The sequence below is a fragment of the Duganella sp. BJB1802 genome (assembly GCF_013369445.1).
GTDB classification, from domain to species: domain Bacteria; phylum Pseudomonadota; class Gammaproteobacteria; order Burkholderiales; family Burkholderiaceae_D; genus Rugamonas; species Rugamonas vulcania_A.
Genome location: NZ_JABWEF010000011.1, coordinates 72,957 through 94,707, shown reverse-complemented (window position 1 = coordinate 94,707; position 21,751 = coordinate 72,957). Strand labels below are relative to the sequence as shown.

At 65.7% G+C, this 21,751-nt stretch carries 25 protein-coding genes and 1 pseudogene; 14 read left to right on the top strand and 12 right to left on the bottom strand.

The genetic code is table 11. The features are described 5' to 3' along the window. Positions 1 to 107 precede the first annotated feature (107 nt). The 3 genes from HUX88_RS18075 to HUX88_RS18065 all read right to left on the bottom strand — a co-directional run bounded on the left by HUX88_RS18075 (position 108) and on the right by HUX88_RS18065 (position 2,615). The gene (locus HUX88_RS18075; RefSeq protein ID WP_176362670.1) at positions 108 to 1,163 is read right to left on the bottom strand and encodes a GGDEF domain-containing protein; all 1,056 of its coding nucleotides are present in this window, start codon (positions 1,161 to 1,163) and stop codon (positions 108 to 110) included. A gap of 97 nt (positions 1,164 to 1,260) precedes the next feature. After that, a complete protein-coding gene (locus HUX88_RS32995) occupies positions 1,261 to 2,073 on the bottom strand; it encodes a beta/gamma crystallin-related protein (protein WP_117015063.1) in 813 nt (270 codons plus the stop codon). Between the two features lie 83 nt (positions 2,074 to 2,156). Next, positions 2,157 to 2,615: an Lrp/AsnC family transcriptional regulator gene (locus tag HUX88_RS18065; RefSeq protein WP_117015064.1), complete on the bottom strand. Its 459-nt coding sequence runs from the start codon at positions 2,613 to 2,615 to the stop codon at positions 2,157 to 2,159. A 126-nt stretch (positions 2,616 to 2,741) separates the two neighbouring features. Between HUX88_RS18065 and HUX88_RS18060 the strand changes: the two genes are divergently transcribed. Then, positions 2,742 to 3,026, top strand: coding sequence for a hypothetical protein (locus HUX88_RS18060; RefSeq protein WP_117015065.1), 285 nt, complete (start codon positions 2,742 to 2,744; stop codon positions 3,024 to 3,026). On the opposite strand, the gene HUX88_RS18055 is transcribed toward HUX88_RS18060, so the two are convergent. Further along, entirely contained in the window at positions 3,016 to 4,314 is a 1,299-nt protein-coding gene (locus tag HUX88_RS18055; protein ID WP_117015066.1) for an NCS2 family permease, read from the bottom strand. The genes HUX88_RS18060 and HUX88_RS18055 overlap by 11 nt on opposite strands. A 142-nt stretch (positions 4,315 to 4,456) precedes the next feature. On the opposite strand from HUX88_RS18055, the gene HUX88_RS18050 reads away from it, so the two are divergent. The 3 genes from HUX88_RS18050 to HUX88_RS18040 are packed head-to-tail and all read left to right on the top strand — an operon-like array spanning position 4,457 to position 7,886. After that, complete coding sequence (locus HUX88_RS18050) at positions 4,457 to 4,810, top strand: STAS domain-containing protein (protein ID WP_176362669.1); 354 nt, start codon at positions 4,457 to 4,459, stop codon at positions 4,808 to 4,810. Further along, positions 4,807 to 5,775: an MBL fold metallo-hydrolase gene (locus tag HUX88_RS18045; RefSeq protein WP_176362668.1), complete on the top strand. Its 969-nt coding sequence runs from the start codon at positions 4,807 to 4,809 to the stop codon at positions 5,773 to 5,775. Before HUX88_RS18050 ends, HUX88_RS18045 begins: the two co-directional genes overlap by 4 nt. Before the next feature lie 8 nt (positions 5,776 to 5,783). After that, positions 5,784 to 7,886, top strand: a complete 2,103-nt coding sequence (locus HUX88_RS18040) for a CHASE2 domain-containing protein (RefSeq protein WP_176362667.1) — start codon at positions 5,784 to 5,786, stop codon at positions 7,884 to 7,886. Here the strand turns inward: HUX88_RS18040 and HUX88_RS18035 are convergent, their stop codons facing one another. Both HUX88_RS18035 and HUX88_RS18030 read right to left on the bottom strand, forming a co-directional pair. After that, a complete protein-coding gene (locus HUX88_RS18035) occupies positions 7,887 to 8,474 on the bottom strand; it encodes an OmpA family protein (RefSeq protein ID WP_176362666.1) in 588 nt (195 codons plus the stop codon). 3 nt (positions 8,475 to 8,477) lie between these two features. Beyond that, positions 8,478 to 8,930 (bottom strand): FecR domain-containing protein, encoded by a 453-nt coding sequence (locus tag HUX88_RS18030; RefSeq protein WP_176362665.1) that lies wholly within the window; start codon positions 8,928 to 8,930, stop codon positions 8,478 to 8,480. Between the two features lie 40 nt (positions 8,931 to 8,970). Between HUX88_RS18030 and HUX88_RS18025 the strand changes: the two genes are divergently transcribed. After that, the gene (locus tag HUX88_RS18025; protein ID WP_117015072.1) at positions 8,971 to 9,390 is read left to right on the top strand and encodes an ATP-binding protein; all 420 of its coding nucleotides are present in this window, start codon (positions 8,971 to 8,973) and stop codon (positions 9,388 to 9,390) included. 28 nt (positions 9,391 to 9,418) lie between these two features. After that, positions 9,419 to 10,060, top strand: coding sequence for an FABP family protein (locus HUX88_RS18020; protein ID WP_117015073.1), 642 nt, complete (start codon positions 9,419 to 9,421; stop codon positions 10,058 to 10,060). On the opposite strand, the gene HUX88_RS18015 is transcribed toward HUX88_RS18020, so the two are convergent. Then, on the bottom strand, positions 10,057 to 11,745 hold the full coding sequence (locus HUX88_RS18015; protein WP_217916367.1) for a bifunctional diguanylate cyclase/phosphodiesterase: 1,689 nt from the start codon (positions 11,743 to 11,745) through the stop codon (positions 10,057 to 10,059). The two genes, HUX88_RS18020 and HUX88_RS18015, sit on opposite strands and share 4 nt — an antisense overlap. After that, positions 11,742 to 12,791, bottom strand: a complete 1,050-nt coding sequence (locus HUX88_RS18010) for a cache domain-containing protein (RefSeq protein ID WP_217916366.1) — start codon at positions 12,789 to 12,791, stop codon at positions 11,742 to 11,744. Before HUX88_RS18010 ends, HUX88_RS18015 begins: the two co-directional genes overlap by 4 nt. Positions 12,792 to 12,915: 124 nt before the next feature. Here HUX88_RS18010 and HUX88_RS18005 point away from each other — a divergent pair, with 124 nt between their 5' ends. Then, entirely contained in the window at positions 12,916 to 13,566 is a 651-nt protein-coding gene (locus HUX88_RS18005; protein ID WP_176362664.1) for an HAD family phosphatase, read from the top strand. Here the strand turns inward: HUX88_RS18005 and HUX88_RS18000 are convergent. Further along, positions 13,563 to 14,666 (bottom strand): annotated as a pseudogene (locus HUX88_RS18000) (methyl-accepting chemotaxis protein); the annotation flags it as partial. The gene HUX88_RS18005 and the pseudogene HUX88_RS18000 sit on opposite strands and share 4 nt — an antisense overlap. A 333-nt stretch (positions 14,667 to 14,999) precedes the next feature. On the opposite strand from HUX88_RS18000, the gene HUX88_RS17995 reads away from it, so the two are divergent. Further along, positions 15,000 to 15,233 (top strand): hypothetical protein, encoded by a 234-nt coding sequence (locus HUX88_RS17995; RefSeq protein WP_176362663.1) that lies wholly within the window; start codon positions 15,000 to 15,002, stop codon positions 15,231 to 15,233. Between the two features lie 151 nt (positions 15,234 to 15,384). On the opposite strand, the gene HUX88_RS17990 is transcribed toward HUX88_RS17995, so the two are convergent. Further along, positions 15,385 to 16,020: a LysE family translocator gene (locus HUX88_RS17990; RefSeq protein ID WP_117015077.1), complete on the bottom strand. Its 636-nt coding sequence runs from the start codon at positions 16,018 to 16,020 to the stop codon at positions 15,385 to 15,387. 85 nt (positions 16,021 to 16,105) lie between these two features. Between HUX88_RS17990 and HUX88_RS17985 the strand changes: the two genes are divergently transcribed. From HUX88_RS17985 to HUX88_RS17975, 3 genes are read left to right on the top strand one after another with little or no spacing between them, the layout of a single operon-like run. After that, positions 16,106 to 17,068 (top strand): YafY family protein, encoded by a 963-nt coding sequence (locus HUX88_RS17985; protein WP_176362662.1) that lies wholly within the window; start codon positions 16,106 to 16,108, stop codon positions 17,066 to 17,068. 33 nt (positions 17,069 to 17,101) lie between these two features. Further along, positions 17,102 to 17,890, top strand: coding sequence for a DNA/RNA non-specific endonuclease (locus HUX88_RS17980; RefSeq protein WP_176362661.1), 789 nt, complete (start codon positions 17,102 to 17,104; stop codon positions 17,888 to 17,890). Further along, on the top strand, positions 17,887 to 18,135 hold the full coding sequence (locus tag HUX88_RS17975; RefSeq protein WP_117015080.1) for a hypothetical protein: 249 nt from the start codon (positions 17,887 to 17,889) through the stop codon (positions 18,133 to 18,135). The genes HUX88_RS17980 and HUX88_RS17975 overlap by 4 nt, the downstream gene beginning before the upstream one ends. 10 nt (positions 18,136 to 18,145) lie before the next feature. Here HUX88_RS17975 and HUX88_RS17970 read toward each other — a convergent pair whose 3' ends face one another. Together HUX88_RS17970 and HUX88_RS17965 are read right to left on the bottom strand one after the other, a co-directional pair. After that, a complete protein-coding gene (locus HUX88_RS17970; protein ID WP_229213404.1) occupies positions 18,146 to 19,138 on the bottom strand; it encodes a diguanylate cyclase in 993 nt (330 codons plus the stop codon). Positions 19,139 to 19,150: 12 nt separating this feature from the next. After that, complete coding sequence (locus tag HUX88_RS17965) at positions 19,151 to 19,984, bottom strand: sensor histidine kinase (RefSeq protein WP_176362660.1); 834 nt, start codon at positions 19,982 to 19,984, stop codon at positions 19,151 to 19,153. A gap of 144 nt (positions 19,985 to 20,128) precedes the next feature. Here HUX88_RS17965 and queE point away from each other — a divergent pair, with 144 nt between their 5' ends. The 3 genes from queE to tadA are packed head-to-tail and all read left to right on the top strand — an operon-like array spanning position 20,129 to position 21,688. Continuing rightward, positions 20,129 to 20,764 (top strand): 7-carboxy-7-deazaguanine synthase, encoded by a 636-nt coding sequence (queE, locus tag HUX88_RS17960; protein WP_176362659.1) that lies wholly within the window; start codon positions 20,129 to 20,131, stop codon positions 20,762 to 20,764. A gap of 2 nt (positions 20,765 to 20,766) precedes the next feature. Next, positions 20,767 to 21,213 carry a 6-carboxytetrahydropterin synthase QueD gene (gene queD / locus HUX88_RS17955; RefSeq protein ID WP_117015083.1) on the top strand — a complete coding sequence of 149 codons (447 nt, stop codon included), beginning with the start codon at positions 20,767 to 20,769 and terminating at the stop codon, positions 21,211 to 21,213. Beyond that, positions 21,206 to 21,688 (top strand): tRNA adenosine(34) deaminase TadA, encoded by a 483-nt coding sequence (gene tadA, locus HUX88_RS17950; protein WP_176362658.1) that lies wholly within the window; start codon positions 21,206 to 21,208, stop codon positions 21,686 to 21,688. Before queD ends, tadA begins: the two co-directional genes overlap by 8 nt. Positions 21,689 to 21,751 lie beyond the last annotated feature (63 nt).

Below are 21,751 nucleotides of genomic sequence, written 5' to 3'. Positions count from 1 at the left end.
GCAATTTGGGGTCAAGTCTGACATTCGGACACGACCCCAGCAGTTGAGGCGTCGGGCACGGGTTCAACAGATGGGCTCGTGTCCGAATGTCAGACTTGACCCCAATTTTATGCGGCGGCTTGGATGGCGCCGGCAACGACGTAGCGGTTTTTGCCGTGGCGCTTGGCGAGGTATAGCGCTTCGTCGGCCCGTTTGTAGGTGATGGACAGGTCGCTGTCCTTGTCGAACTCTGCGATGCCGATGCTGACCGTGCGCGGCGGGTGCGTCGCCTTGCGTACGCCGTCCAGCAGCGCGACGGCAAACTCCTGCGCTTCCGCCGCCTCGCCGTGGAACAGTACGCCGAATTCCTCGCCGCCCAGCCGGCCGCACAGGTGGCCCGCTGCCAGCCTGGCGATTTCCTTTGCCGTGTGAATCAGCACTTCGTCGCCGACGTCGTGGCCCAGCGTGTCGTTGATCTTCTTGAAGTCGTCGATGTCTATCATCAGGAAGTGCAGCGCCGAGGGCGACGGCCGCGCTTGTGCGCGGCGTACTTCCAGCGTGAATTTGCGGCGGTTGTTCAGGCCGGTGACGAGGTCTTTGAAGGCCATCTCCGCCAGCTCGCGCCGCGCGCGGTGGCTGCGCACCCGCAGGTTGAGGAAGTAGGCGTGCAGGTAGATCGCCATGGCGAAGCTGCTGCCCATCACCAGCAACGACAGATTGAACGTCAGCTGCCCCGGTTGCGCGGGGAAATTGCCCACCGTGAGTATCAGCCACACGGCGATGGCCGCGCCGATGTAGTTCAGCATGCCGCCGAAGATGGGCGCCGCCGACAGCGTCAACACGGTGCCGACCGGCAGCACCCAGAACGTCGGGTCCGGACAGTACGCCACCAGCAGGCGAAAGGCGAACGCGGTGGCGGTGGTGCCGACGATGCCGGAGACGACCAGCGCCTTGACCGAACGCGCGCACAGCGAGATGCCCAGGCTGAGCAACATGCCGGGCACGCCGAACAGCAGGCTGGCCTGCAGCGTCTGTCCGCTGGAGGCCAGGATGACGGCGGCCGTGATCCAGCTCAGCAGCCCCACGCTTTGGGAGATGATGGCGACCGGACGCAACTCGGAATAGAACTGCTGCTGCTCGTCGGTATCGGCGCCGTAGTAGGAATAGGGAAGTAGTGTACGCATGCGGTCTCAAGGCCTGCCCATCGGGAGGGGCCTCAAGTATACGTGTTCGCATGCCCACGTCCCAGTGAATTTCTGGAATGTGGGCAAATATTTAAGATTACATGCGCGGTTCGCCGGTGCGGGAGTTGACCGCGATGGTCGAGCCCGGAGGCGCGCTCAGCTGCGCACGGTGCTCCTGTCCGCGATAGTTGTACGTGACGTCCCAGTATTCCGGCTTCGGATTGCTGACGTTTTCGCAGCGGCGCACGTCGCGCGCATAGGTTTGCGAGTTGCTGTTGTTGGCCATGTTGTTGCCGATGGCCGCGCCCGCCACCGCGCCGCCGGCCGTGGCCACGTCGCGTCCTGTGCCGCCACCCACCTGGTGGCCCAGGATACCGCCGATCAGCGCGCCGGCGATGACGCCGCCGACGTTGTTGCCGTTGCGGGCCGGTTCGCTCACCTGCTGGCGTTCAACCCAGCAGCGCTGCTCCGGCGTGCCGACCACGGCGCGTACCGAGGTGATCGGCACGTCGACCACGCGTTCGCTGGGCCGGCGGCGGTATTCATAGGTCGGTTGCGGCAGCGGCGCCGGCGCTTCGTTGTCATAGCTGTCGCGGCGGCCCACCGGGCGCACCGACGAGATGCGGTCGTTCATGCCCATGCCGCTGAGCGATTCGTAGCTGCCGCGCCGCAGCACCATGCAGTGGCCGCCGAAGTTGGCGTCGTCGCACACTTCCCACTGGCCGCGATCGACCACCACCGACGAGGCGCGGTCGTTGAAGCCCGTGCGCGAGAAGTCGTTGACGGGGCGGTTGGCGGTGAAGGTGCGTCCGCGCCAGCCGTCATGTTCGTAAAACGTGATTTGCGCCATGGCTTGCGAGGCCAGCGTCAGGGTGGCGAGCGCGATGGCGATCTGGATAGGCTTGTTCATGTTGGTCCTTTTATAGTTGTTCGAGCACCTGCACAATGCGCCGCTTCAGGCGCGCCATCTGTGCGGTTGACAACATAAGCGGATCAGGGCTCCACCGAGTGCGCCCGCTTCAGGCAGCGCAGCACGAAGGTGGAGCGGCTATGGCGCAGGCCGGGCAGCTTGTACAGTTTGCGGCGCAGGAATTCCTCGTAGCCGGCCGTGCCGGCCACCGCCACCTTGATCAGGTAGTCGTACTCGCCGGTCAGCAGGTAGGCTTCCATTACTTCCGGCAGGTCGGCCAGCGCCTGGCCGAATTTCTCGAAGATGTCGTCGTCGTGGCGGTCCAGCGTGACTTCGATGATGACCGTGTCCGGGTAGCCCAGCGCCTTCTGGCTGAGCAGGGCAGTGTAGCCCTCGATCATGCCGCCTTCCTCCAGCGCCCGCACGCGGTTCCAGCACGGCGTGGTGGACAGGCCGACCTTTTCCGCCAGCTTGGTGTTGCTCAGGCGGCCGTCGCGGCGCAGTTCGCGCAAAATGCTGCGGTCGAGTTCGTCGATTTCCATGTTGTTTTTCCGTGAAAGATGATTATTCCTTTGATTTTATATCAGGAGGGATAATCTTCTTCAATCGGCCGAAAATGAAGCAAAACAAGGAAGCCTATTTTGCGGCTTCCCGGATATTCTGGTTGCATGAATACCACACAAAAAAGCTACCGATTTTGCATCGAGCCGGACGACGCCATCGCCACGCTGGAAGCCGTGCTGGCGATTGTGCGCCGCCTGGGATTGGAATTGCGCAGCCTGCGCACGACCACGCATCCGCAGGGCGTGGACGTGCAGATACGACTGGCGGCAGAGGATGAGGATCCGCTGACGCTATGCCGCATGCGGCTCAATAACGTGGTCGGCATCCTGGCGGTGCGGGAGATGCCGACGCTGGTGGCATCCCCGCAGCGGACGGCGGTCAGCCGCTGACGTAGGCGTACTTGAACAGGAACAGCGCGGCGATCACCCACACCACCGGCTTGACCTGACGCGCCTGGCCGGTCAGCAGCTTCAAGCCGGCGTAGGTGATGAAGCCGAAGGCGATGCCGTGGGCGATGGAGTAGGTGAACGGGATCACCAGCGCGGTGATCGCGGCCGGCACGCTCTCGGTGGTGTCGCTCCAGTCCACGTCGACCAGGTCGCGCAGCATCAGGCAGGCGACGAACAGCAGCGCCGGCGCGGTGGCGTAGGCCGGCACCACGCCGGCGATCGGCGCGAAGAACAGCGCCGCCAGGAACAGCGCCGCCACCACCAGCGCCGTCAGGCCGGTGCGTCCGCCCGCTTGTACGCCGGCCGCGCTTTCCAGATAGGCCGTGGTGCTGGAGGTGCCCAGCATGGAACCGGCCACGATGGCGCAGCTGTCGGCCAGCAGCGCCTTGTTCAGGCGCTTCATCTTGCCGTCGACCAGCAGGCCGCCGCGGCTGGCCACGCCCATCAGCGTGCCGGTGGCGTCGAACAGTTCAACCAGGAAGAACACCAGCACCACATTGAACAATCCCAGCGAGGCAGCGCCCTTCAGGTCGAACTTGAACAACGTCGGCTCCAGCGATGGCGGCAGCGACATGAAGCCGTGGAAGGTGTTCCCGCCGAAGAAAAAGCTCATCACCGTCACCACCACGATGCCGATCAACAGCGCGCCCGGCACGCGCAGGCGGTCCAGCGTGACGATCAGCAGGAAGCCGAACACGGCCATGATGGTTTGCGGCTTGTGCATGTCGCCCACGCGCACCAGCGTCTCGGGGCTGGCGACCACCAGGCCGGCGCCCTTCATGGCGATCAGCGCCAGGAACAGGCCGAGTCCCACCGTGATGGCCACCCGCAGCGAATGCGGTATGCCGTTGACGATCAGCTCCCGCACCTTGAACACGCTCACCAGGATGAACAGGCAGCCGGAGATGAACACCGCGCCGAGCGCCGATTGCCACGGCACGCCCATGCCCAGCACCACGGCGTAGGCGAAGTAGGCGTTCAGGCCCATGCCCGGCGCCATGCCGATCGGGTAGTTGGCGTACAGGCCCATGATGATGGTGCCCAGCGCCGCCGCCAGGCAGGTGGCGACGAACACCGCGTCCTTGGGCACGCCGGCGTCGCCCAGGATGGCGGGGTTGACGAAGATGATGTAGGCCATCGTCAGGAAGGTGGTGATGCCCGCGACCACTTCGGTCCTGACGTTGCTGCCATGCTCGGTGAGCTTGAAAAATTTGTCGAGCGGCGACATGTGCGTTCTCCCTGATTGCGTCGAGGCCGAAGAATATCATGTACAGGCGATTCTCCTCGGAATTGCTTATTGCACTGAAAGATGTAAAAATGGAAAAAATCAGGACAAAATGCCATCTTCATCCGCACAGGGCGTCATCATTATGGAACTTCAGCCGCAGCAAGCCGGCAGCACGCTTGTGCTTAGCCCCTCCGGCCGCATCGATCATACCCGTGCCGATGCCTTCAAACTCGCACTGGACCCGCACCTGAGCGACTGTACCAAGGATGGCGCCGCGCTGGTGCTCGATTTCAGCGGTGTCAGTTACATCAGCAGCATCGGCCTGCGCGCGTTGATGGTGGCGATCAAGCAGGTCAAGGCGCAGGGCGGTCGCATGGTGCTGGCGTCCCTGCAGCCGCTGGTGCTGGAGGTGTTCACCATCAGCCGCTTCGACATGCTGTTCGAGATCTTCCCCGACCGCGTCGCCGCGCTGGCGGTGGTCGGCGGCGCTTCATGAAAGCCCGCATCTGGGGCGCGCGCGGCTCGCTGCCGGTGGCGCTGAACCACAAGCAGATCCGCTCCAAGCTGGTGACGGCGCTGGAAGGCGCCATCGGCCGCAACCTCGATACGCCGGAGAAGGTGGCGTCGTATATCGACAACGACCTGGGTTTCGATGTGCGCGGCACCTACGGCGGCAATTCCAGTTGCGTCGAGGTGGAGGTGTGGGACCCGGACGCCGTGCATGAACATATCATTCTTGACCTGGGTTCGGGTGTGCGTGCGCTGGCCGGCGCCAAGCTGGCGCGCTACGGTCCGGGCAAGCCGCAGACCTACCATGTGTTCATGTCCCATCTCCATTGGGACCACATCATGGGCTTCCCGTTCTTCACGCCGGCCTACATACCGGGCAACCGCATCATCATCTACGGTTGCCACGAGGAGCTGGAGACGGCGTTCCGCCGCCAGCAGGAGCCGATCAGCTTCCCGGTCGGCTTCCATCAGCTGGGCGCGACCATCGAGTTCGTGCAAATGGAGCCTGGCGTGCCACTGCGGTTGCACGACCTGACCGTGACGGCCAAGCTGCAGCTGCATGCGGGCGACTCCTACGGCTATCGGCTGGAGCAGGGCGGCAAGGCCATGGTCTACAGCACCGATTCCGAGCACAAGCTGGATAATGCCGCCGAGCGCCTGGCCTTCGTGGAGTTCTTCCGCGATGCCGACCTGGTGATCTTCGACGCCATGTATTCGCTGGCCGATTCCATTTCGGTGAAGGCCGACTGGGGCCACTCCAGCAATGTGGTGGGTGTCGAGTTGTGCCAGCTGGCCGGGGTCCACCAGCTTTGCCTGTTCCATCACGAGCCGATTTACGACGACGCGCAGATCGCCCGCGTGCTGGCCGAGACGCGGCGCTATGCCGAGATCACCGGCGAGGCGCCGCTGGACATCGTCTCCGCGTACGACGGCATGGAAATCGAACTGTAAGCGCGGCCATGCTGCTTCGCTTGAGAACCAAGGCGCTGGGCGGCATCCGCGCCGGCCAGGGCAGGCCGCTGGCGCTGGTGCTGGCGGGTCTGCTGGCCGTGGCGCTGGCGGCGGGCGACGACGGTGTGCTGCCGCAGCTGCGGCTTGCCTTGTTCAACGCCTATCAGGTCCACCTGCCGCGCCAGCGCGCATCTGGGCCGGTGCAGGTCATCGCCATCGACGAGGCTTCGCTCAAGGAGTTCGGCCAGTGGCCGTGGCCGCGCACGCGCTTGACCGAGCTGATAGAACACATCAACGCGCAGCAGCCGCTTGCCATCGGGCTCGATATCCTGATGCCGGAGCCGGACACCACCTCGCCCGAAGCGCTGGCCGCGCGGCTGCCTTCCGGCCCGCTGCGCGACAGCCTGGCGGCGCTGCCCGCGTATGACGATGTGCTGGCCGCCGCGATGCGGCGCGCGCCAATCGTCCTGGGCGCGGCGGGATACGCACATCCCGAAGCCGGCACCAGCGACGCCTTGCGCGTGTGGTCGGTGCATGTGAACCGGCCGGCGTCGTCGCTCAAGGTGATGCGCTTCCCGCAGGCGATGTCCAGTTTGCCCTTGCTGCAGGCGGCCTCCAAAGGACAGGGCCTGTTGTCCGTGGATCTGGAGCGGGGGCTGGTACGCCGCGCGCCGTTGGTCGGCGCCATCGGCGACACGCTGGTGCCGGCGTTTTCGATGGAGCTGCTGCGCGTTGCGACGGGCAGTTCGGCCCTGGAGATCGAGGCCGGCGACGACGGCGTCCACAGCGTTTCGGTCGGCGACTTGCGCGTGCCGACTACGCCCGATGGCGCGGTGTGGGTGAATTTTTCGGCGCCTGCGATGGACCGCTACGCCTCGGCGTTGGACGTGATGCGCGACCGGCTCGCTCCCGGCGCGCTGCAAAACAAGATCGTCATCGTCGCCATGACGGGGCTAGGCCTGACCGACTACAAGACCAACGCGCGCGGCGACTTCATGCCCGGCGTGGACACGCACGCGCAGATGATCGAGAGCTTCTTCGACGGCGCCTTCCTTCGCCGGCCGTTGTGGATGCGTTGGGCCGAGGCGTCGCTGTTCGGCGTTTGCAGCCTGCTGCTGGTCTGGTTCATGCCAAGACTGCGCTTGCTGGTGTCGGCGCCCTTGTGCGGTGCGCTGGCGCTGGGTATGTTCGGTGGCGGTGCGTTGTTGTTTGCGCGCGCCGGTATGCTGTTCGATGCTGCGGGCGTCGTATGCGCCCTCGGTCTGGTTGGACTGAGCCTGTTGGCGAGCATGTTCACTGCGGCGGTGCGCGACCGCAAGCACACCGAGCGCGCCCTGCAGGTGGCCCGCGTGTCCGCCGCCAGGGTTGCCGGTGAACTGGGTGCCGCACGCCGCATCCAGATGGCGGCGCTGCCGCAAGCCGCGCTGGCCTTCCCCGGCGAACGGCGCTTCTCGCTGGATGCTTTGCTCGAGCCGGCGCGTGAGGTGGGGGGCGATCTGTACGACTTCTTCATGCTGGACCAGGACCGCGTGTTCTTCATGGTCGGCGACGTGTCGGGAAAGGGCTTGCCAGCGAGCCTGTTCATGGTGGTGGCGAAGGCGCTGTCCAAGAGCGTGGCGCTGCGCGGGCCGTCGGAGATGGCGGCCATCATGAACGGCGCCAATCGCGAGCTGACCCGCGAGAATCCCGAGATGCTGTTCGTGACCAGCGTGGCCGGCATACTGGACGCCTCCAACGGCCAGGTCTTCCTGTGCAACGCCGGCCATGATGCGCCGCGCCGCCTGACCGTGGATGGCCGCGTCGAACTGCTGCATGCGGCGGATGGCCCGCCGTTGTGCGTGCTGGAGGACTTCGAATATCCGGTGCGGCACTATCAGCTGCAAGCCGGCGAGTGCCTGTGCCTGACCACCGACGGCATCAACGAGGCGATGAACGAGGCAGGGGACCTGTACGGCAATGCGCGGCTGGACCGCTTGCTGGCCGCGCTGCCCGCAAACACGCCGGCGGCGGTGGTGCGCGCGGTGCGCGACGACGTGCGGCTGCACGTGGGCCAGGCCGAACCCTCGGACGACCTGACCTTGCTGGTGTTGCGCTGGGACGGCGTGGCCTGATCAGCGCACGCGGATTTCGACGCGGCGGTTGCGCGGCTCATCGACGCCTTCGGCGGTGGGCACCAGCAGTTCGCGCTTGCCGCGTCCCTGCACGGCGATGCGGTCCGCTTCTATTCCCACTTCCACCAGCATTTGCTTGACGGTGGCGGCGCGCCGCAGCGACAGCTCGTCGTTGTAGGCCTGCTTGGCGACGGTGTCGGTGTGGCCGATGACGATGATCTCGGGAGCTGGCCGGGCCGCCAGCTGCGCCTTGATGTCCGCCAGCCGCGCCGCCGATTCCGGTACCAGCGCATCGGTATCGGTGACGAAGTACAGCGTGAACACGGCGGCCCGCTGCGGCATGGCGGTCAGCGTGGAGGCATAGCGGCTGCCGATGTCGGCGCCGTTGCCGGTGCTGACGGTGGCGCCCTTGCTATCGATGGCGGCGGTCTGGTAGGGTTGGTCGAGTACCGTGTCGACACCGGCGGTGGTGATGACGACCGCGCTGGCCTTGCCGTCCTGGCTGGGCAGCAGGGTGATTTGCTCGGTCGGTGTGCGTTGCTGCGAGACGGCGGCCAACAGGCAGGCGATCCAGATCAGCATCCCCATGCTTTACTCTCCGTCCTTGACGTCGATGACGAATTCGGTGCCGCGCACGCCCAGGATGGAGGTGGGCGTCCGGAACTGCACCGCGCCCGGCGATTGCTTGGACAGCTTGCCGGAGATGACGCCGAGCGTGCCGCGCTTGACGGTGGCATTCAGCACGCCATCGTGCGAGGTCGGATCGAAAGCGTATTTTTCAAGCCACACATTGCTGTTCGGGCCAACCGCCAGCAGGGTCTCGTCGCGCAGCGTGATGCCCACGCTGCCGTCCGCGCCGGTGCCCACGCGATCGCTGGCCATCAGCGCGGCGCCGGGGGCGGCCGGGGTTTGTTTTCCGGCGCGCTCTATGGCGGCGATGCCCTTGGCGGTCTTGATCATGCCGGCCGGCTGCTCGGCGGCGCAGGAACCACCCATGGCGAGTACGGCGGCCGCCGTGACAATGGCGGCTTTTAAGTTACGCATGTTTCTTCTCCTGGGATAAGCATTCCGATAATATGCTCGAATGGACAGAAAAGAAACCGGTATTGCGCAGCTGTTGCGGTTTCCGGCGCGGCTGGATGCGGTCTCCGGCGCGATGTCGTTTGCCGCGATGGCGCTGAAGCAGGCTGGCCTCGGGCCGGGCGTGGTCGCGCGCGCGGAGCTGATACTCGAGGAGCTGCTGCGCAACAGCATCCTGCACGGCCATGGCGGCGACAGCGCCCATTCGGTGTGGGTGGGCGTCGACGGCGCGCGGCTGGTGTACGAGGACGAGGCGCCGGCATTCAATCCTGTCACCCAGGGCCCGCCGCCGCCCGATCCCGCACTGCCCATCGAGGCGCAGGCCGTGGGCGGTGTCGGCCTGCTGCTGATACGCCAGCTGGGGAGCGCGGTGGCCTATCAGTATTCCGGGGGACGCAATCGTATCGAGATCGCCTTACAATAGAGGCTATCTTCAACCAACAGGATCATGCATGAGCGAGTTTTCCAGCGATATCTACACCGAGCCGTCCACCATCGACGTCAACACCCTGAACAACCTCGGCCCGCTGGCGCCGATGGCGGGCATCTGGAAGGGTGAGCGTGGCCTCGATATCAAGCCGAAGGCGGACGGTCCGCGCAAGCAGGCATACGTCGAGCGCATCGAGCTGTATCCGATCGATCCCGTCACCAACGGCCCGCAGCTGTTCTACGGCCTGCGCTACCTCATCATCATCAACAAGCCTGGCCAGGCCAAGACCTACCACGAGCAGGTCGGCTACTGGCTGTGGGAACCGGCCACCAGCACCGTGATCCAGACGCTGGGCATTCCGCGCGGGCAGATCGCCATGGCGTCCGCCGTGGTGGCGCCGGACGCGAAGGAGTTCGAACTGGTGGCGCGGCTGGAATCCGATACCTACGGCATCCGTTCCAATCCCTTCCTGGAGTACGGCTTCAAGACCGTCGAGTACCGCATCAAGGTCACCATCAACGACGACGGCAGCTGGGGCTATGAAGAGGACACGGTGATGATGATACGCGGCCAAGACGAGCCGTTCCACCACGTCGACCGCAACCTGCTGTTCAAGGTCGCCGAGCCGGTGGCCAATCCCATGGCGACCGGCGTTCCCGCCTAATCGGACAGCGCGTATCCGTCGCGGCCATTGCGTTTGGCCGCGTACAGCGCGCTGTCGGCGCGGGCCACCAGTTCGGCCGGCGTCTCGGCGTCGTGCTCCTGTAGCGCGATGCCGATGCTGGTGGTGATGCGCACCGTCCTGCCGGCGAGGTGGAATGGCCGGCGCATCGCATCGATGATCTTGGCCGCCAGGCGCTCGGCCTCGCCGTGGCCGTTCACCTGTTCCAGCACGATCACGAACTCGTCGCCCGCCAGCCGCGCCACGGTGTCCGAGGCGCGCACATTGCCCACCAGCCGCGAGGCGAATTCCTTCAGCACGACGTCGCCGGCGCCGTGACCCATGGTGTCGTTGATGATCTTGAAGTTGTCGACGTCCAGATAGGCCAGTGCCAGCGAGCGGCGATTGCGCTTGGCCCGCACCAGCGCCAGTTGCAGGATCTCCTCGAACATCAGGCGGTTGGCGATGCCGGTCAGCGTGTCGATGCGGGCCAGCTGCGTCAGGCGCTCCTCGATTTCCTTCATGCGCGTGGTGTCGTGGGTGAGCGTGTAGATGCCCACCACCGCGCCGTCGGCGCCAATCTCCGGCACCAGGGTCGTTTCGAGCGTGTGCAGGCTGCCGTCGATTTGCGCCTTCAGTTCGTAGGTGGCGTTCTCGCCGCTGTAGGCCTTCTCCAGGTGGGCCTCGGCATGCTCGTAGTGGTCGCGGCCTATGCCTTCGACCAGGTGGCGGCCTATCAGCTTGTCCGGCGCCACGCCGAACCACTGGAAGAAGGTGGCGTTGACGAACTGGAAGCGGCGCTTGTCGTCCAGGTAGGTGATCAGCACCGGCAGGTTGTCGGTCAACAGCTTCAGGCGCTTCTCGCTGGCCGCCTGGCGCAGCTCCGCGCTTTTGCGCTCGGTGATGTCGACCGCCATCATGTAGATGCCGGCGACGCTGCCGTCGGCGGCGATGTCCGGTATCAGGTCGCCCATCACCTGCTGCGGCTGGCCGTCCTTGCGGCCTTCGCGCTCGTAGTGAACGCGCTCGCCTCGCAGCGCCGCTTCGTAGTACGGAGCGATGGAACCGGCGAACTCCTTGCCCAGCACTTCGTCCATGGTCCGGCCTATCATCGCCTGCGGATCGAGGCCCAGCATGGTGCGGAAGTATTCGTTGGTGAAGTGGTAGCGGTTGTCCTGGTCGATATACGCCACCAGGGCGGGGATGCTGTCGGCGATCATGCGCAGGCGTTTCTCGCTGTCGGCGATCTTCTGTTCGTACAGCACGCGTTCGGTGATGTCGTGCAGGAAGGCGGTCGCGTAGTATGCGCCGCCGTGCCGCAAAGTGCTGATCGACAGTTCAACCGGGACTTCGTGGCCGTCGCGGTGCAGGGCCGTGATGCGCACGCGCGAGTTGGCCATCGGCCCGACGCGGCCGTTGGCGACATGCGCCATGCCGGCGATGTGCGCCGCGCGCTGGTCCGGCGGGATAATCAGGTCGGCGATGTCGCGGCCGATGGCTTCCTCGCGGCTCCAGCCGAAGCTGCGCTCGGCGGCGGCGTTCCATTTGGTGATGGTGCCGTTGTTCCGGCAGCTGACGAAGGCGTCCGGCGCCTGTTCGAGGATGTTGCTGATCAGGGATTCGCTTTCGCGGATGGCTTCCTGCGTCTGTTCGCGTTCCGCCATCAGCCCGCGGAAGGCGCCGCTCAATTCCGCCGATTTGCCGGCGCGCGCCGCCGTTGCAGCACGCCGATGCTGGCCTCACCGTTGCGAATGTCGTTGATGTTGTGGCGCAGCCGTCCCAGGGGCTTGAGCAGGGTCTGGATCGCCAGCCACGCCATCAGGCCGGCCAGGGCGGCGAAGGCGCCCGCCGCCAGCATGGCGTGGCGGCGCATCTCGATCATCGGCGCGAACGCTTCGTCGACCGGGAAGCGGGCGCCGATGATCCAGTTGGTCGTGGACACGTGCTTGTACGAGTAGATGCCTTCGCTGCCGTCCTTGTTGGCGGCTTCGGTCCAGCCTTCGAACCCTTGCAGCGCCATTTCGGTGGCGCGGTTGTAGCCGGGGCGCGCGTTGATGTGCTCCAGCAGCCGCTTCGGATTGGGGTGGTGCAGCAGGATGCCCTGCGTGGTCATGATGAACATGTAGCCGGTCTTGCCCGGCTTCTGGGCCGCGATCTGCGCCAGGAAGTCGGAGTCGATCAGGTCGATGGTCCCGCCCAGCAGCATCACAGCCTTGCCTTGTGCGTCCAAGACCGGCTGGATGATCATGATGGCGGGGCGGCCGGACAAGATGCTCTTGAACGGCGGCGACACCACCGCGCGGCCGTTGGCCAGCACCTTGCGCAGGAAGGCGCGCGGACGCTCGTCCAGCGCCAGCACGGCCGCGCCTTCGCCTTCGGTGTGTATCAGCACGCCGTTCTGGTTGAAGATGTGCAGGTTGAGGAATTGCTTGCGCACCGCCGGATGCCGGGCCACGAAGGCGCCCATGCGCTGCGGGTCCTGGCCGGCGTCGGGTGGCACGGCGTCGGCCAGGCTGGCCAGCAAGGCTTTCTTCGCGGTGATCTGGGCGTCCACCTGGGCGGCGGCCGAGGAGAGCAGGGCGTACTGCTGGTTGCCGATCACGCCCTTCATGTCGCGCTCCGCCAGCACCAGCGCGACCCAGGTGACGATCACGGTCGCGATCAGCACCAGCATCACCACGACGGCGGTCATGCGGAACTTGAGGCTGCGCGGCAGCAGTGCTAAAACGGCCATGTTGCTCTGTTTTAAGTATATTGAAAGGAGTATTACATACCCGGCCCTGCAAGGCCAGCGGGTACAATGCCCGCTGCAACGAAGCCACACCGCGCCGGCCGGCGCTTTACACGGAACAGGGACTATGCTGCGGGCGATTTTGTGGGACAACGATGGCGTTCTGGTGGACACCGAACGCCTGTTTTACGAGGCGAACCGGGACCTGTTCCGGCCGCTGGGGCTGGAGTTGAGCGAACAGCACTTCTTCGACTGGTACCTGGCCGACAACTGCGGCGCGTGGCATCTGCTCGAACCCCGGCTCAGCGTCGCCGAGATCGACGCCTGGCGCGACGAGCGCAATCGCCAGTACGCGGCCACGCTGGCTTCCGAAAACATCCCCGCCATCGACGGCGTCGGCGAGGTGCTGGCCAGCCTGTCGCCGCGCCTGCGTATGGGCGTGGTGACCAGCTCCAATCGCGACCACTTCGAGATCATCCACGACCGCCTGGATTTGCTACCGCATTTCGAGTTCGTGCTGACCTTCGAAACCTACGCGCGCAGCAAGCCGGCGCCCGATCCCTACCTGCTGGGCCTTGAGCGGCTGGGCGTGCGCGCCGACGAATGCCTGGTGGTGGAGGACTCGCCGCGCGGCCTGCAAGCGGCGACGGCGGCCGGCATCCGCTGCATCGTTCTGCGCAATGAGCTCACGCGCGGCCATGACTTCCCCGGCGCCTGGCGCGTGGTCGACACCATGCCGCAGCTGCTGGCCGAGATCGAGCAGCTGATCGCGCCTTAGCGGGACGACGACGAGCGCCGCGCCGGCGGAGCTTCCAGCGCGGCGTAGTGTTCGCGCGGACCTTGGGCGTCGTGACGCGCGGACTTGATCGGCTTGACGCTGGCGCTCCTGCGACCACCGGCATCGCCCACCAGCTTGAACACGCCGACCGCGCCTTGCAGATGCGTCGCCTGGTCGCGCAGCGTGGCGGCGGCCGCCGATGCCTGTTCCACCAGCGCCGCGTTCTGCTGCGTGGTCTGGTCCATTTCGGCGATGGCGCCGTTGATGTGCTCAATGCCGGACAGCTGCTCCTGGCTGGCGGCGGCGATGTCGCGCATGATGTCGGTGACGCGGCGCACGCTGGCGACGATCTCGGTCATCGTCACGCCGGCCTGGTCGACCAATCTGGCGCCGGCGTCGACCTGGCCGACCGAGTCGCCGATCAGGCCCTTGATTTCGCGGGCCGCCGCGGCCGAGCGTTGCGCGAGGTTGCGCACCTCGTTGGCCACCACGGCGAAGCCGCGTCCCTGTTCGCCGGCGCGCGCCGCTTCCACGGCGGCGTTCAGCGCCAGGATGTTGGTCTGGAAGGCGATGCCGTCGATGACGGCGATGATGTCGACGATCTTGCGCGCCGACGCGTTGATCGAGGCCATGGTGTCGACCACCTGCGCCACCACCGCGCCGCCCTGGCCTGCGACGTCGGAGGCCGATACCGCCAGCTGGTTGGCCTGTAGCGCGTTGGCGGCGTTCTGCTTGACGGTGGAGGTGAGCTCCTCCATCGACGAGGCGGTCTCCTCCAGCGAGCCGGCCTGGCGCTCGGTGCGCTCGGACAGGTCCATATTGCCGGCTGCGATTTCCGACGACGCGGTGCCGATGGCCTCGGTGCCGCCGCGCACTTCCGAGACGATGCCGATCAGGCTGGCGTTCATGTCCTTCAGCGCGGCCGACAGCTGGCCGATCTCGTCGCGCGAGCGGATCTCGATGTGGGAGCTGAGGTCGCCGCCGGCCACGGTGCGCGCCACCCGCACCGCGTGGCGGATGGGGCCGACGATGCCGCGCGTGATGAACCACGCGGTGAACAGGCTCAGCGCGCCACCGGCCACGCCGAGCGCGATCATCAGCGTGCTGTAGAAGGAGGCGATCTGCTGCGCGTTGCCGGAGGCGTGCTCGACGCTGGTCGCGCGCAGGCCGGCCGAGCCCACCGCCACCACCACGGCGAGCATCAATGTTGTTAGTGAGAAGGCAATGGTCAGGCGCTGACCTATCTTGATGTCGGCTATCTTCATGTCTCGTTTTGTTGTGATTGTGAGTACCGGTATTTGCTCCGGGGAACAGAAAGTGTATCAGCGAACGGTCGTGCGAATCTATAACTTTTAGCAATATTTCGCTGGCGTGCGACGACAGTGTTGCGCTTTGGGTAGCATGGTCCCAGCAAACAGAGTAAGGAGATGATCATGCCCAAAGGAGCGAGTCCCAAGCGCGAGCGCGAATACAAGGAGCTGGAGCACAAATTCGAGAAGGAAGGCCGCTATCCGGGCCGGGAGGAAGAGGTTGCTGCCCGCATCGTCAACAAGCAGCGGGCCGAGGCCGGGGAGACCAAGGAAGCCAAGTCCCAGGCGCCCCGTGGCGGCACCGGACACCGGCGCGCCAACACCACGCGCAGCGCCCGCCGCAACAAGCCGTCGTGACGGCGGCCGTTATCATATTTTTCACCTGTCGACCGCCAGACGATGTAAAATAGTAAGCAGTGTTGTCGCAATTGAAATGCAATATCAGCCTCTGGTAGGGCGGATGTTTGGAAGGGCTGGAGCCGTCGCGGTTCCGGCCCTTTTTTGTTTTTTACGGCTTGATCCAGGCCTGGCTGGCGCTCAGCACGGCGGTCAGGATCAGCAGCGCACCCATGACGCGGGCGGCCACCGTGGCGGCGGCCGGGTGCGCGGCAAACCACCCGCTGGCGCCGCTGGCGGCGTAGGCCAGCGCGCCGTAGACGCCCAGCTGCGTCAGCGCGGTGATCCCGCCCAACACGCCGGACTGGACCCACAGCGGCCCCTGGCCCGGCTTGAGGAACTGCGGAAAGATCGCCAGCATGAAGATGTAGGCCTTGGGGTTGAGCAGGCTGGTGGTCAGCGCGCGGCGGAAGATGACGGCGTCGGCCATCGCCTCGGCGCCCGGCGCCGGGTGGAAAATGCTGTCGCTGCGCAGCAGGCTGTAGCCCATCCATGCGATGTAGACCGCACCCGCCAGCAGCATGATCCTGAACAGCGGCGGCCAGCATTGCAGCACCACCGCCACGCCCAGCGCGCCCATGCACAGGTGGCAGAAGCCGCCGGCGATGATGCCGCCGACCGCCGCCATGCCCGAGCGGCGTCCGCCCAGCATCGAGCTGCCCATGACGAAGGCCATGTCCAGGCCGGGCAGGGCGATCACCCCGAAGACGACGACAAAATACAGCCACAGATTGGCGGTTTGACTCATGTGTTGCTCCCTGGTTGGTGTGTTGCGCCCAGCTTAGCGGTCAATCAGGACGGATTTCGCCCTATAAATCTGCTATCTTTGCGGCATGTACCATCCCACCACCCGCGTGTTGGCAGTCCTGGAGCTGCTGCAAACCCATGGCCGCATGAGCGGCGCCGAGATGGCGCGCCGGCTCGACGTCGACGGCCGCACCTTGCGCCGCTACATGGTCATGCTGGAACAGATCGGCATTCCGATCATGGCCGAGCGCGGCCGCTACGGCGGCTACGCGCTGATGCCGGGCTTTAAATTGCCGCCGATGATGTTCACCGACGACGAGGCGCTGGCGTTGTCGCTGGGCCTGTTGGCGGCGCGCGGGCTGGGGCTGGCGGAGGCGGCGCCGGCGGTAGCCAGCGCGCAGGCCAAGCTGGGGCGCATCATGCCGGACGGCCTGCGCCAGCGCGTGGACGCCATCGATGCGACGGTGCGGCTGGATCTGCGGTCCATCGCCCAGCCGGTGGCCGGGCCGCAGGACAACGCGGCGCTGACGGCGCTCAGCCTGGCGGCCAAGTCGCGCCGGCGCGTGCATCTGCGCTACCGTTCCGGCGGCGTCGACAGCGAGCGCGACGTCGATACGTATGGCCTGGCGTACTACGGCGGCTACTGGTATGCGGTCGGTTATTGCCATCTGCGCGCCGACATCCGCACCTTCCGCCTCGACCGCGTGCTGCAGGTGACGCCGGTCTTGCGCGGCTTCCAGTTGCCGGCCGGCTTCGATGCGCTGGAGCATTTACGGCTGTCGGTGGCCGCGCTGCCGCGCAAGTTTTCCGCCACGATCCTGCTGGAGACCGACCTGGCCACCGCGCGCCGCGCCTTCGTCGACACCATCGGCCTGTTCGAGCAGACCGCCGACGGCGTGCTGCTGCGCAACCAGTCCGACGACCTGGGCTGGCTGGCGCGCCAGCTGGCCGCCGCGCCGTTCGCCTTCACGGTTGTCGAGCCCGACGCGCTGCGCGAGGAGTTGCGCACGGTTGCCGCGTGCTTGTTGCAGGCGGCCGGGCTCCGCTAGAATGCCGCCACGCCAAATTTACTCTAAGGAATTATGTTTCTGATTCAACGAACTGTCGCGGCGGCAGCGCTCGCTTGCGGCTTGCTGGGCGCCGGCCTGGCCTGGGCCGGCAATTGCCCGGCGCATTATGTCGATGGCCGCCTGCCCGAAATCCGCAACGCCAAGATGAACGCCGCCACCACCGAGCTGTGCTTCGGCGTATTCGGCGTCATGCATTCGGGGATCACCCGCACGCCGCTGTGGTCGGCCGAGCATTTGACCGCCGATAATATCGAGGCGGCCAAGACCTTGTCGCGCGAGAATTCCTTCCACACGGAATCGCAATTGCCGGCCGGCGTGCGCGCCGAGCTGTCCGACTACGCCCGCAGCGGCTACGACCGCGGCCACATGGCGCCCAACGGCGACATGCCGGACCGCGAAACCCAGCACGAGAGCTTCACGCTGGCGAACATGGTGCCGCAGGACGCGGACAACAACCGCCACGTCTGGGCCGGTATCGAGGGCGCGGTGCGCAAGCTGGCGCAGAAGGAGGGCGACCTGTACGTGATCACCGGCCCGGCTTTCATCGGCGGCAACCTGCAGAAGGCGGGCAACGTGCTGGTGCCCACCCATTTGTACAAGCTGGTGTACAGTCCGCGCCAGCGCGCCGGCGCCGCCTTCTTTATCGAAAACCGCGCCGATGCGGAATATGAAACACTGAGCGTGGCGCAGCTGGAGGCGCGGGTGGGCATCAATCTGCTGCCGTCGCTGTCGGCCGAGCAAAAGGAGACGATGTTGCGTCTGCCCAAGGTCAAGCCAGGTAAATCCCGGAGTCAATCATGAGCAAATTTGTACCCTACGCCAACGAATCGGACGTGTTGAACATCGGCCGGCTGTCGATAGAAAACCGGCTCGACCGCATCACCCTCAGCGGCGATGTCGACCTGACCGCCGACCAGGCCGGCCTGGCCGACGCCCGCGCGCTGCATCAGCTGCTGGGCGAGGTGGTGGCGCGGCTGGAGGCGCAAAAGCTGCCGGCCCGGTTGCCGCCGCCGGCCACGCAGACGGTGGCCAACCCGTTCGACTGAACGGGGCCGGCTAGGACTGGTCCTGCTCCGGCAGGCTGATGCGGTTGCGGCCCATGTGCTTGGCGCGGTACAAGGCCGAGTCGGCCGTCGCCACCAGCTGGCTCGGGTCGCTGCCCGGCGCCGCCAGCGCCGTGGCCGCGCCTATGCTCACCGTCACCACGTGCCGGGAGCTGCCCAGGTTGGGCAGGTGCAGCTGTTCCACCCGGCAGCGGATGCGCTCGGCCACGATGGCCGCGCCTTTCAGCGACTGGTTGGGCAGGATCACGGCGAACTCCTCGCCGCCGTAGCGCGCCACCAGGTCGTTGGCGCGCATCTCGCTCGACACGGCGCACGCTATCCTTTGCAGGCATTCGTCGCCGCCCAGGTGGCCGTAAGCGTCGTTGTACTGCTTGAAATTGTCGACGTCGACCATCAACAGCGACAGCGGCTGCTCCTGGCGCAGCGCGCGCTGCCACTCGGCCAGCAGGGTGTCGTCGAAGCAGCGGCGGTTGGCCAGGCCGGTCAGGCCGTCGCGGGTGGCCAATTGCTCCAGCGCCACCTGGGCGCGCTTCTCGTCGGTGACGTCGCGCAGGGTTTCGGCCACCGCGACCAGCTTGCCCTCGGCGTCGAAGATGGGGCTGGCGTCGGCCGCCAGGTAGCGGCGGCGGCCCACGCGCGGCATGTCGCACCAGTTTTCGGCGCGCAGGCCGCTGTCGTTGTCGTTGCGGCGCACGTGCTGGTTATACAAGGCCTGGGCATCGGCGTCGCGGCCGTGCATGACCAGGTCGGCCAGTGTCGGGCGCTGCTCGTGGTAAAAACTCTTCCAGTGGTCGCTGGTGCCCAGCACTTCCCAGGCGTCGACCCCGGTCAGCCGTTCGCAGGCGCGGTTCCAGATGATGACCTTGCCGTGGACATCGATGACGAAGGTCGGTATGACCAGCAGCTCCATCAGTTTCAGCGCGAAGCCGTGTTGCATGTCGGCTTGCGAGAATTCCATCATGTGCTGGATTTTTTGAGTGGACATTGGTGGTCCCCGTTAGACGAACGTTGATTGAATCGGGAAGGACATGGTCAGCGCGGTGCCGTGGCCGGGCTGGCTGGAGATGTCGAAGCGGCCGCCGGCTTCGGCCACGCGCTGGGCGATGCCGCGCAGGCCGCAGCCGCGCCGCGCCGGCGGATCGGGCAGGCCGATGCCGTTGTCGCGCACAGTCAGGCTCAGGCTGCCGGACACACGGCACAGGCCGATGCAGACTTCGGAAGCTTGCGCGTGCCGGGCGATGTTGCTCAGCGATTCTTGCAGGATGCGGTAGACCGCCGCGTCCATGCGTTCGTCGGTCGGGATGTTGAACGCCTCGACTTCCGCTTCCAGCCGGCAGGGGATGCCGCTCAGGCGCGAAAACTGTTCGACCTGTTGCTGGACGGCGCCTTGCAAGCCGCTTTCCAGCTGTTCCGGGCGTAAATCGCGCACAATGGTGCGCAGGGAGCGGGTGGCTGCTTGCAGGCGCGCCTCCACCTGGGCCAGCGGCTGGGCCAGCGCTTCGTGCTGCTGCGCCAGCTTGGCGACGTCGAAGGTCATGGCCAGCAGGTGCTGCCCCATGTCGTCGTGCAAGTCGCGGGCGATGCGGCGGCGTTCGGCATCGCGCAGCGATTGCTGGCTGGTGTTCAGGCGGCACACTTGCGCGCGGGTGTCGGCCAGCGCCTGGTCGGCCAGTTCGCGGCGGCTGCGTTCGCGGGCCAGCGCGGCGTCGGTCGCCGTGAGCGCCGCCCTTAGCCGGCGTTGGCGCCACAATATGAACAGTGCTATGCCGGCGAGCAGTACTGCGCCGGCGACGATGACATCGATTTCCAGGAGCGGTTGACCGTAGCGCATGATTTATCTTCCCCTTAGTAGCGTCCACCAGATCAACATTACGTCGTTGCCGTGCAGTAGTATTGCGCAATGTCAATTTCTCCCGGCATAGACCGGAAAGTGTGGCGTGGGATATAATTGAGGGTTGTCCTATCAGGAACTGCCGTGACTTACAGCATCAAAGAGATTTTTTACACGCTGCAAGGCGAGGGCGCCCATGCCGGGCGTCCCGCCGTGTTCTGCCGTTTTTCCGGTTGCAATTTGTGGACCGGACGTGAGAGCGATCGCGCCAGCGCCGTCTGCCAGTTCTGCGATACCGACTTTGTCGGCACCGACGGCGAAGGCGGCGGCAAGTTCACCACGCCGGAAGCGCTGGCCGCGACCATCGACGCGCTGTGGCCGGAAACTTACACCGCCAGCAAATACGTGGTGTTCACCGGCGGCGAACCGCTGTTGCAGCTGGACACGGCGCTGATCGATGCGATGCATGCGGTCGGCTTTACGATCGCGATCGAGACCAACGGCACGCTGCCGGTGCCGGACGGCGTGGACTGGATCTGCGTCAGCCCGAAGATGGGTTCCAAGCTGGTGGTGACCAAGGGCAGCGAGATCAAGGTGGTGATCCCCCAGACCGGCCAGGACCTGTCGCTCTATGAGCAATTGGACTTCGAGAATTTCTTCGTGCAGGCGATGGATGGCCCGCTGGCCGAGTTCAATATCAAACTGGCGATCGACACCTGCAAGCGCAATCCGAAATGGAAACTGAGCTTGCAAACCCATAAACTTTTACAGATACCCTAATCATGCTGACCATTACCCGCAAGCTGGAATTCGACGCCGGCCACCGCATCCCCGACCACAAGAGCCAGTGCCGCAACCTGCATGGTCACCGCTACACGCTGGAAATCACGTTGACCGGCAACATCATCACGGCCGAGGGTAATTCCGACAACGGCATGATCATGGACTTTTCCGACATCAAGGCGCTGGCCAAGGAACACCTGGTCGACGTCTGGGACCATTCCTTCATCGTCTACGAGAAGGATGCCGCGGTGCGCGATTTCCTCGCCACGCTGCCGGGCCACAAGACGGTGGTGATCGACCGCATTCCGACCGTGGAAAACCTCGCGCACGTGGCCTTCGAGATCCTGAAGGCGGCCTACAAGGACCGTTACGGCACCGGCCTGCACCTGCACAAGCTGGTGCTGCACGAAACCCCCAACTGCTGGGCAGAAATCACCGATGCCTGACGACGATTTTATGCGGCAGGCGCTCGAACAGGCCCAGCACGCGTGGGATCTGGGCGAGGTGCCGGTCGGCGCGGTCGTGGTCAAGGACGGCGTGGTGATCGCGCGCGGCTACAACCAGCCCATCGGCCGGCATGATCCGACCGCGCACGCGGAAATCGTCGCGCTGCGGGCGGCGGCCGAGGCGCTGGGCAATTACCGGCTGCCGGGCTGCGAGCTGTACGTGACGCTGGAGCCGTGCGTGATGTGCTCGGGCGCGATGATGCATGCGCGCCTGGCCAGGGTGGTGTACGGCGCCACCGACCCCAAGACCGGCGCCTGCGGCTCGGTGGTCAACCTGTTCGAGCAGGAGCAGCTCAATCACCACACCGCCATCGCCGGCGGCGTCATGGCCGACGAGTGCGGCGCGATGCTGAAATCCTTCTTTGCCGCCCGCCGCGCTGCGGCCGCCGCAGCCAGGCGCGGCACCCCGGAGTAGCGGCGGTTTTCCCCGGTGCGGTAAAAATGGTATGCTCAAACTACTGTTATCCGTACCGTCCTG

Bases quoted from the DNA above. Each gene is read 5' to 3' on its own strand.
- HUX88_RS18075 (WP_176362670.1), bottom strand. From the start codon at position 1,163: ATGCGTACACTACTTCCCTATTCCTACTACGGCGCCGATACCGACGAG.
- HUX88_RS32995 (WP_117015063.1), bottom strand. From the start codon at position 2,073: ATGAACAAGCCTATCCAGATCGCCATCGCGCTCGCCACCCTGACGCTG.
- HUX88_RS18065 (WP_117015064.1), bottom strand. From the start codon at position 2,615: ATGGAAATCGACGAACTCGACCGCAGCATTTTGCGCGAACTGCGCCGC.
- HUX88_RS18060 (WP_117015065.1), top strand. From the start codon at position 2,742: ATGAATACCACACAAAAAAGCTACCGATTTTGCATCGAGCCGGACGAC.
- HUX88_RS18055 (WP_117015066.1), bottom strand. From the start codon at position 4,314: ATGTCGCCGCTCGACAAATTTTTCAAGCTCACCGAGCATGGCAGCAAC.
- HUX88_RS18050 (WP_176362669.1), top strand. From the start codon at position 4,457: ATGGAACTTCAGCCGCAGCAAGCCGGCAGCACGCTTGTGCTTAGCCCC.
- HUX88_RS18045 (WP_176362668.1), top strand. From the start codon at position 4,807: ATGAAAGCCCGCATCTGGGGCGCGCGCGGCTCGCTGCCGGTGGCGCTG.
- HUX88_RS18040 (WP_176362667.1), top strand. From the start codon at position 5,784: ATGCTGCTTCGCTTGAGAACCAAGGCGCTGGGCGGCATCCGCGCCGGC.
- HUX88_RS18035 (WP_176362666.1), bottom strand. From the start codon at position 8,474: ATGGGGATGCTGATCTGGATCGCCTGCCTGTTGGCCGCCGTCTCGCAG.
- HUX88_RS18030 (WP_176362665.1), bottom strand. From the start codon at position 8,930: ATGCGTAACTTAAAAGCCGCCATTGTCACGGCGGCCGCCGTACTCGCC.
- HUX88_RS18025 (WP_117015072.1), top strand. From the start codon at position 8,971: ATGGACAGAAAAGAAACCGGTATTGCGCAGCTGTTGCGGTTTCCGGCG.
- HUX88_RS18020 (WP_117015073.1), top strand. From the start codon at position 9,419: ATGAGCGAGTTTTCCAGCGATATCTACACCGAGCCGTCCACCATCGAC.
- HUX88_RS18010 (WP_217916366.1), bottom strand. From the start codon at position 12,791: ATGGCCGTTTTAGCACTGCTGCCGCGCAGCCTCAAGTTCCGCATGACC.
- HUX88_RS18005 (WP_176362664.1), top strand. From the start codon at position 12,916: ATGCTGCGGGCGATTTTGTGGGACAACGATGGCGTTCTGGTGGACACC.
- HUX88_RS17995 (WP_176362663.1), top strand. From the start codon at position 15,000: ATGCCCAAAGGAGCGAGTCCCAAGCGCGAGCGCGAATACAAGGAGCTG.
- HUX88_RS17990 (WP_117015077.1), bottom strand. From the start codon at position 16,020: ATGAGTCAAACCGCCAATCTGTGGCTGTATTTTGTCGTCGTCTTCGGG.
- HUX88_RS17985 (WP_176362662.1), top strand. From the start codon at position 16,106: ATGTACCATCCCACCACCCGCGTGTTGGCAGTCCTGGAGCTGCTGCAA.
- HUX88_RS17980 (WP_176362661.1), top strand. From the start codon at position 17,102: ATGTTTCTGATTCAACGAACTGTCGCGGCGGCAGCGCTCGCTTGCGGC.
- HUX88_RS17975 (WP_117015080.1), top strand. From the start codon at position 17,887: ATGAGCAAATTTGTACCCTACGCCAACGAATCGGACGTGTTGAACATC.
- HUX88_RS17970 (WP_229213404.1), bottom strand. From the start codon at position 19,138: ATGTCCACTCAAAAAATCCAGCACATGATGGAATTCTCGCAAGCCGAC.
- HUX88_RS17965 (WP_176362660.1), bottom strand. From the start codon at position 19,984: ATGCGCTACGGTCAACCGCTCCTGGAAATCGATGTCATCGTCGCCGGC.
- queD (WP_117015083.1), top strand. From the start codon at position 20,767: ATGCTGACCATTACCCGCAAGCTGGAATTCGACGCCGGCCACCGCATC.
- tadA (WP_176362658.1), top strand. From the start codon at position 21,206: ATGCCTGACGACGATTTTATGCGGCAGGCGCTCGAACAGGCCCAGCAC.